The organism is uncultured Chitinophaga sp. (assembly GCF_937874145.1).
GTDB lineage: Bacteria > Bacteroidota > Bacteroidia > Chitinophagales > Chitinophagaceae > Chitinophaga.
In genome coordinates, this window is the sequence record NZ_CALNBI010000003.1 from 1 (window position 1) to 7,996 (window position 7,996).

The 7,996-nt window shown below is 55.0% G+C and carries 9 protein-coding genes; 5 read left to right on the forward strand and 4 right to left on the reverse strand.

Annotation, left to right across the window (positions count from 1 at the left end):
• The 4 genes from Q0510_RS00060 to Q0510_RS00075 all read left to right on the forward strand — a co-directional run.
• Positions 1-941, forward strand: a 941-nt coding sequence (locus Q0510_RS00060) for an FMN-binding glutamate synthase family protein (protein ID WP_298707100.1), incomplete at its 5' end; no start/stop codon positions are given.
• A gap of 208 nt (positions 942-1,149) precedes the next feature.
• A complete protein-coding gene (locus Q0510_RS00065) occupies positions 1,150-1,662 on the forward strand; it encodes a trans-aconitate 2-methyltransferase (protein ID WP_298707102.1) in 513 nt (170 codons plus the stop codon).
• A 26-nt stretch (positions 1,663-1,688) separates the two neighbouring features.
• Complete coding sequence (locus Q0510_RS00070; protein ID WP_298707104.1) at positions 1,689-2,933, forward strand: DEAD/DEAH box helicase; 1,245 nt, start codon at positions 1,689-1,691, stop codon at positions 2,931-2,933.
• Positions 2,934-2,970: 37 nt separating this feature from the next.
• Positions 2,971-3,756 carry a DUF1080 domain-containing protein gene (locus tag Q0510_RS00075; protein ID WP_298707106.1) on the forward strand — a complete coding sequence of 262 codons (786 nt, stop codon included), beginning with the start codon at positions 2,971-2,973 and terminating at the stop codon, positions 3,754-3,756.
• A gap of 59 nt (positions 3,757-3,815) precedes the next feature.
• Here Q0510_RS00075 and Q0510_RS00080 read toward each other — a convergent pair whose 3' ends face one another.
• From Q0510_RS00080 to Q0510_RS00095, 4 genes are all read right to left on the reverse strand, one after another.
• Positions 3,816-4,820, reverse strand: coding sequence for an ABC transporter permease subunit (locus Q0510_RS00080; protein WP_298707108.1), 1,005 nt, complete (start codon positions 4,818-4,820; stop codon positions 3,816-3,818).
• The gene (locus tag Q0510_RS00085) at positions 4,792-5,781 is read right to left on the reverse strand and encodes an ABC transporter ATP-binding protein (RefSeq protein WP_298707110.1); all 990 of its coding nucleotides are present in this window, start codon (positions 5,779-5,781) and stop codon (positions 4,792-4,794) included. The genes Q0510_RS00080 and Q0510_RS00085 overlap by 29 nt, the downstream gene beginning before the upstream one ends.
• Before the next feature lies 1 nt (position 5,782).
• Positions 5,783-6,613, reverse strand: coding sequence for an NEW3 domain-containing protein (locus Q0510_RS00090; protein ID WP_298707111.1), 831 nt, complete (start codon positions 6,611-6,613; stop codon positions 5,783-5,785).
• A gap of 508 nt (positions 6,614-7,121) precedes the next feature.
• Positions 7,122-7,679 carry a 5'(3')-deoxyribonucleotidase gene (locus Q0510_RS00095; RefSeq protein WP_298707113.1) on the reverse strand — a complete coding sequence of 186 codons (558 nt, stop codon included), beginning with the start codon at positions 7,677-7,679 and terminating at the stop codon, positions 7,122-7,124.
• 94 nt (positions 7,680-7,773) lie between these two features.
• On the opposite strand from Q0510_RS00095, the gene Q0510_RS00100 reads away from it, so the two are divergent.
• Positions 7,774-7,996 (forward strand): DeoR family transcriptional regulator (locus Q0510_RS00100; protein ID WP_298707115.1); only part of this gene is annotated, 223 nt, incomplete at its 3' end.

A 7,996-nucleotide genomic window follows, 5' to 3' on the forward strand; every position in this document is an offset into this window, starting at 1 on the left:
ACGATGAAGGGAATTTCTCCGACGAGGTTTTCCGGCAAACCGTACAGTTGCCCCAAATCAAGATGATCGAGCTGAAGCTGAGCCAGGGCGCCAAGCCCGGTCACGGCGGTATCCTCCCGGCCAAAAAGAACACGCCCGAGATCGCGGCCATCCGCCACGTAAAGCCCGGTACCACCATTTATTCGCCCCCGTACCACTCGGCGTTCAATAACCCGAAGGAGCTGGTGCTTTTCCTCCACCGCATGCGCGAGCTCTCCGGCGGAAAGCCCGTGGGCTTCAAACTGTGCATCGGCCGCAAAAGCGAATTCATCGGCATCTGCAAGGCCATGATCGAGCTGGATATTTATCCTGACTTCATCACAGTCGACGGCGGCGAAGGCGGCACTGGCGCGGCGCCCCAGGAATTCAGCAACCACGTGGGCGCTCCCCTGCTCGACGGCCTCGCTTTCGTGCATAACATGCTCATCGGCTTCAATATCCGGCACCATATTAAAGTGATCGCTTCCGGCAAGATCCTCTCCGGATGGCACCTCGTGCGCGCCGTAGCCCTCGGAGCCGACGGCTGCAACAGCGCCCGCGCCATGATGATGGCCCTCGGCTGCATCCAGGCGCTTTTGTGCAACTCCAACAAGTGCCCGACCGGCGTTGCCACCCAGGACCCCGCCCTGTCGGTAGGCCTCGTGGTAGCCGATAAAAAACAGCGCGTGGCCAATTACCATGAAGACACGCTCAAAACCTTCGTGGAACTGATGGGCGCCGCCGGGATCGACGATTACAAAAAGCTCACCCGCTCCCATATCTACCGCCGAGTATTTATGAACGAAGTGCGCACCTTCGAGGATATCTTCCCGAGCCTGGAACCCAATTGCATGCGCGAAAACCGCATCCCGGAAAAATATAAGCAGGACTTCGAACAGGCGTTCGCAGACCGCTGGGTGTAAACCTCTTTCCACCCGTACTTAATAGGCCGCTCCCATCCCGGGGCGGCCATTTTTATTCACCCTTTCCTATTATTCCTTCATCATCATAGCGCAACCCGGCAGGAAATTTTTCCGTATATTCATTGAGTATCAACCAAATCGCACTGCGGCCTACATAGTGTAAAATTTTAATATATTTATATCCCAACATTCGCATACCAGCATGAAAGTGAACGACAGATTTATCTGGGCAGTTGAAATGCTCCATATCGACCCGGACGACCATATCCTCGAAATCGGATGCGGGCATGGCATTGCCGTATCCCTGATAGCGCCGCAGCTCAAAACCGGCACCATAACGGCCGTCGACGCATCGCGGGCCATGATCGACAAGGCGCAGCGGAAGAACGAAGGGCTGGAGGCCGATTTCATCCACCAGTCGTTTTGCCAGACCGCGCTCGGCCAGCGTTATGATAAGATATTCGCTTTCAACGTCAACATATTCCTGAATGATGCGGAAAAAGAGCTTTCCCTGATCCGCGATTACCTGGCGCCGCTGGGCGCCTTGTACGTCTTCCACCAGCCGCCGCCCACTGCGGGGATGGAAACGGCGCAGGGCTTCGCGGAGCGGATAACCAATCAGCTCGAAAAAGGCGGGTACGTGATCCGGGACGTGCTGTTCAAAAAACTGGCGCCCGCGCCCGTGGTTTGCATCATCTCACAACCATCTCCCGCACCCTGAGGGAATTTGCCTACCTTTGTGGCCGCATGAAATTCGAACAATACCGCATCTCCGAAGAGCTGAAGCGGAGCCTGGAAGACCTGGGCTTCAAAAGGCCGACAGATATTCAATATAAAGCCATCCCCTCCATCCTGAAGGGCGATGATGTACTGGCCATCGCACAAACCGGTACGGGCAAAACGGCCGCCTTCGCCATCCCCGTATTGCAGCTCATGCAGCAGCGGCACCGTTCGCAACGCACCCGCGGCGAAGTAAAGTGCCTCGTGATGGTGCCCACCCGCGAGCTCGCCCTCCAGATCGCAGACGTGTTCAAGCAACTCGGGAAATACACGCCGGTAGATATCCTCGGCCTCGTAGGCGGCGTGGATGCTGAAGCACAAATCAAAAAACTCAATAAAGGGGTAGACATTCTCATCGCCACTCCCGGCAGAATGTTCGACCTCCGCGCACAAGGGCATCTCGACCTTTCCCACGTCCAAACCCTCATCCTCGACGAAGCCGATCATATGCTCGACCTCGGCTTTATCCGTGATATCCGCGACGTAATTAAGCATATCCCTTCCAACCACCAGACGCTTTTCTTCTCCGCCACGATCGACGAACATATTAAAGACCTCGCCTATTCCGTAGTCCGCAATCCCATTCGTATCCAGATCTCGCCGGAAGACCCCGTGTCCAAAAACATCAGTCACGCCGTGGCATATGTGGGCATGGACGATAAACGCTTTTTCCTCGAGCGCCTCGTGCGCGAGTTCCCCGATAAGAAAATCCTGGTGTTCGTCCGCACGAAAGTAAGGGCCGAGCGCGTAGTGGCGGCCATGGAGCGCGTCGGCATCAAGAGCCTCGCCATGCACGGCGGCAAAGAACAGGGCGACCGTTTAGCGGTTATGACCGAGTTCCGCAAAGGCGAAAATATGCTCCTCGTGACAACAGACGTGAACGCCCGCGGGATCGATATCCCCAACGTCGACTACGTCGTGAATTACGACCTGCCGGAAGACCCCGAAAGCTACGTGCACCGCATCGGCCGTACAGGCCGCGGCACGCAGAAAGGCCAGGCCATCAGCTTCTGCAGCCCGGAAGAAAAACCCCTGCTCGACGCTATCCACGAATATATCGGCAAGCCCGTGAAGGAAATGACCATCACCAGATCGGAATACGACGCCACCATCCAGTTTTCTGAAGAAGTACCCAACGAAAACGTGCAGCTGCTCATCGAACAGCACGAAGCCGCGATGAAGGCCGCAAAAAAGAAGAAGAAAAAGAAGTAATTGCTTATTTTGGACGCCGATCTACTCTTTTAACGTCATGAAAAAACTCTGGATCGGCCTCCTGGCCTTCGTTGCACTCACTGCTTCCTCCCCCGCTCCCGGCGACGGCGAATGGATTTCGCTGTTCAACGGCAAAAACCTGAAAAACTGGACCGTCAAGATCCATCACCACCCCGTGGGCAAAAACTTCGGGAATACGTTCCGGGTGAAAGACGGCATCATCCAGGTGCGGTACGACCAATACGGCGATTTCAACGAACAATACGGGCACCTGTATTACGATACGCCCTTCTCCCATTACCACCTGCAGCTGGAATACCGGTTCACCGGCGAATGGGAAAAAACCGCCCCTTCCTACACCATCCTCAACAGCGGCGTGATGTTCCATTCACAGGACCCGCGCACCATGCCGGTGGAGCAGGATTGGCCGATATCGGTAGAAATGCAGTTCCTGGCGGGCCTGGGCGACGGCCAGCCGCGCCCAACGGGCAACATGTGCTCACCCGGCACCAACATCGTATATAAAGGCAAATTCAATACCCAGCATTGCATCAATTCCAGTTCCAAAACGTATGAAAAGGGTGAATGGGTGAAAGCGGAGCTCATCGTGCATGGCGACTCCCTTATCCAGCATATCATCAATGGAGATACGGTGCTGCAGTATAGCAAGCCCTCCATAGGCGGCGAAGTAGCCAACCGCTACGATCCCGCACAGAAAGTGGATGGCAAACCCCTCACCTCAGGGCACATCGCCCTGCAAAGCGAAGGCCAGCCCATCGATTTCCGGAACATCCGAATCAAAAAGCTGCCGGGCAACCAGTAAAACGCAGCGCGGCAACAAGGGGACGAACCTCCTGTTGCCGCGCTGGTATATCTCTTCGGTCAGGTTCTGATCTCCTTCCTCATAAACAGCCAGTACGACAAAGCGAAACAAGCCGTGGTAGCCGCGATCAATCCCGTCAGTTGCGGCCAGACGATCATGAGGCTTTCCCTGAAAGGCAACGGCGCGGGAATAGCCCCCGCCATCTGCTCCATCGTGAGCGGCCCCAGGCTGCGTACCGAGGGCATGAGCAGTGTAGTGGCCGCATCGGTGTATAACTGGCTCGGCGCGATCCGCATCAGCGACAGGAACAGGTTGTTAAATGAAATCACGCTTTCCTCCGGCAGATAAGCCGCATCCGGCACGATCGAGCGCATGATCATGTTCACGATGATCTGGTAGAACACCGTAAAAAACAACCATATCCCGATGGCGGTGAGCGCTGACGTAGCCGCATAGCGGAAAAGCACCGACAGGCAGATCGACAGGCTCAGCCAAAATGCCACGTACACCACGCTTAGCACTACAAATGCCATCACCCGCAGGCATTCCGCCAGTTCTATCGGCACGCCGGTAAACAGCAGCCCCCCGCCAATCATCAACAGCACCAGCGAGAGGAACAATACGCCCACCACCAGCAAGGCGCCGTAAAACTTCGCCAGCAACAGGTTGTCGCGGTACACCGGTTGCGCTACCAGGCGGATCAGCGTTCCGTTGCTCCGCTCCGCGTTCACCGCGTCGAAGCCCAGCGCGATACCCAGCAAAGGCCCCAGGAAGCTGATGAAAATATGGAAGGTCGGCAGCGAATTATCGGACGTAGTGAGCAGTTTCAGGTACACGAACAGATGGTCCGGATCGCCGGAATTCGCTACCGCCTGCCGGATATTGGACAACGAAACATACATCGCGCCGGCGAATGTGAACAGGATCAGCAGCAGCATCACGATAAAGCGCCAGCTGCGGATATGGTCGCCCACCTCCTTTCGCACGATCACCCGGAACGGGCTCACAGGGCCCGGTTGGCGGGCAGGCAGGATCTTATTGATAAACATGCTGGACTTTTCCATGGGTTTCACTCATTTTTGGATTGCTTTCAAAATAACGCTGGTAGATTTCATCCAGGCCGTAGGCTTTGCGCTGCACCGCAGTGACGCCCAGCCCCTCCTGCACCACAAGCCGCACTACCTCCGGCGTAATCTCCATCCGGCACGACAACTCTACCGTATGCCCCGCCACCTTCACGCCCTGCACCCCTTCGATACTCCGCAACCGCTGCTCCAGGGCCGGGCGCGCCGACAAATCCTCCCGGACCGTCACCGTGATCACATACGGTTCTTTCCCGAATAACCTGCTGGATATGGTGTCGATATTCCCTTCCACCAGGAGCCGGCCTTCCACGAAAATGCCCACCCGGTCGCAGATCTGTTGCATCTGGTGCAGGTGATGGGACGATAACAGGACGGTCAGCCCCTGTTGCCGGCTGAGTTGCCGGATCAATTCGAGGAATTCGCGGATACCGGCGGGGTCGATGCCCAGGGTGGGTTCATCGAGGATCATGACTTCCGGCTCCCTGACCAACAGGTCCGCCAGACCCAGCCGCTGCTTCATCCCGCGGGAGAAGGCGCCTGCCTTTTTATGCATTTCCTTTTCCAGCCCCACGAGCGCCAGCGTCTTCCGCGCCCGGTCAGTGATCGCATGCTCCGGGATGCCGTTCAGCCGGCCGATGAACTGCAGGTTTTCCAATGCGGTGAGATTGTCGTAAAACCCCACGCTGTCGGGCAGGTAGCCTACTTTGCGCTTAACCGGTATCGGGTGACGGGTGGCATTGATGCCGCAAACCATGGCCTTGCCGGCCGAAGGCTCCGTCAGGCCCAGCAACATGAGGATAGTAGTAGTTTTCCCCGCGCCATTCGGCCCGATCAGGCCGAATATCTCCCCTTTCCCGATCTGCAACGAGAGATTGTCCACCGCTTTCACGCGGCCGTAATATTTGGTTAATCCTTCCAGTTGAATTATAGGATGGTCCATACTATCTTCTTCCATATTTGCGAATGAGGTAATACACGATGCCCGCCGAACAGAGAATCACCAGGATGCCCAGCCAGCCCGAAAGCAGCGAGGTTTTGACCGTCATGCGAAATGCGGCGGCGGAATTGGCCTGCTCATTCCTGGCGGTGAAATTGGTGACATAATCGCCGGCGATGGTCTTGTCAGGAACGTTCAGCATGGCCGTCACCTGCTGGGTTTTCCCTGGTTCCAGCCTGTCGATCCGGGAAGGCTCGAAGGAAGCGCTCCAGTTCGCAGGAGCCTGGGAAGTCAGTTCCAGGCCCTCCAGCGGCAGGGTGCCGGTATTTTTCACCGTCAGCAGGATCTGTTTCTTCGATCCTTCCGTGATTTCGTCGCTGAGGCGGCCGGTAGGCGTGGACAGCTCGACGCTGTGGCTGCCTTTTACTACGGCCTCCAGCTCCAGCCGCAAAGTATCACCGGCACTGAGAGCAATCACCGGCACTTTGAACTTGCCCGGCTTAGCCAATGGCGGGGCGGACAGCTCAACCGAGATTTCCTGCGTACGCCCGGAGTCGAGCCGCAGGCCGGCCACCTGGCTGCCTTCGGTCCTGAAAACCGCATTCCAGCCCGCCGGGGCCAATGCCTGGAATTCATACAGTTGCGTTCGCCCGCTGCCGTTATACAGCGAAGCGTTAAAGCGGAATGGTTCCTTCAACGTGGATTCGATGTTCACCAGCCTGGCCGTGAAGGCCGACCGGCCGGATTGCTTTTGTGCGTAAGCACCGGGAACAAGACAAGCAATGCAACATACTACAATAGAAAAAGCCCGCAGATAATTGAAATGCGCTGACATAAAAATGGAATTGCTATTTTAAAATGGATAATGAATTGGCATAAACAGTTCGTACCGTCCCGGCATGCGGAGACGGTCAGTTACATCCTGGCGTCATGCATCAGGTTTGCCGGGTGTACAAGTTGCAAAACGAGGGCAAACGATCGCCTGAAAAATAAAAATGTTGAAAGCTGGAGGGAACCCGTCTCGTGCGGGCCGAAGGCTTACAGGTGTTGGAAATGCCGATGGGCGCTGTGCCGCCGGTGTTGACCGTTGCGGCCGTGAAGTAATTGGCTGTTGGTGTTTTGGTTGTTACGCTGGTTGTCATACTAAATGAAATTGAATGGATCAGATACAAGTTCACGTAGGAAAAATGTCATCCCGTAAAACGGGAATTAAAATTTTGACAAGGCCCGAAAATAAAAAATTGAACTGTTATAAGAAAGTTAAAACGACAAAAAAATAGCCGGCAAGGAGTTGCCGGCCCATCTTTCCTTACCCAATTGTCTTGGGTATATGTCCATTCTATTTAAGCGATGTTGGGAACCGCCGGTTCCTGCTGCGCGGCGAAAAACTTCGCCACATCATCCCAGGTGTCGTAACGGTTGTAATCTTCGTAATGTACGTTGTGGGGAGCGGTAAACAAAAGGCGCTCGCCTTCAAAGTACCGGAGGTTCTTGTCGTAATCATCGATCATAAAGTCGGCTTTTACGATAGTTTTCAGACCGCAGAATACGATATTTTTCCAGCTGATAAAAGGAAAATGTTCTTTCAGCCAGTCAATTTTTTCCGCCAGCGATTGCGGGAACTCTACGGCCGCGGATACGATGAATACTTCATAGCGGTCCATCAGGTCTAAAATCACTTGCTGGCTGCCTTCCATCACCGGCGCAGTACGGAAAAATCCAGGCGTATGCAGGAAATGATGCACGATCCCCTCCTGCGGGAATCCCGTCGTTTCCGGCAACCCGTGCAGCTGCTCCTTGGTCACCCGCTCGCCCGTGCGCTCGAAGTACCAGTCGCAATAATGCTGGTTCAGATCAGCCATCACCCCGTCCATGTCAATTGCTATGCGTTTCTTTGCCATATTCTGCTATTTGATGCAAATTTATGCAACATTTTTCAATTGAAAAATCTATTTATTGCTATTTATGGCATAAATTTGCAAGAAACCGCAAGTAATGCTGAAAGAAGAAAGGCTGGATTACATCCTCAGGAAACTGAATGCAGATAAGAAAGTGCTCCAGACAGAGCTAAGCACCGATTTGCAGGTTTCGGAAGATACCGTCCGCCGCGACCTGGAGTCGCTGGCGCAAAACGGGCTGCTGATCAAAGTACGCGGCGGGGCTATCCCTCATTCCCCCAACCCTTATTCTTTCAAGGAACGCAGCCTCCTTCACACCG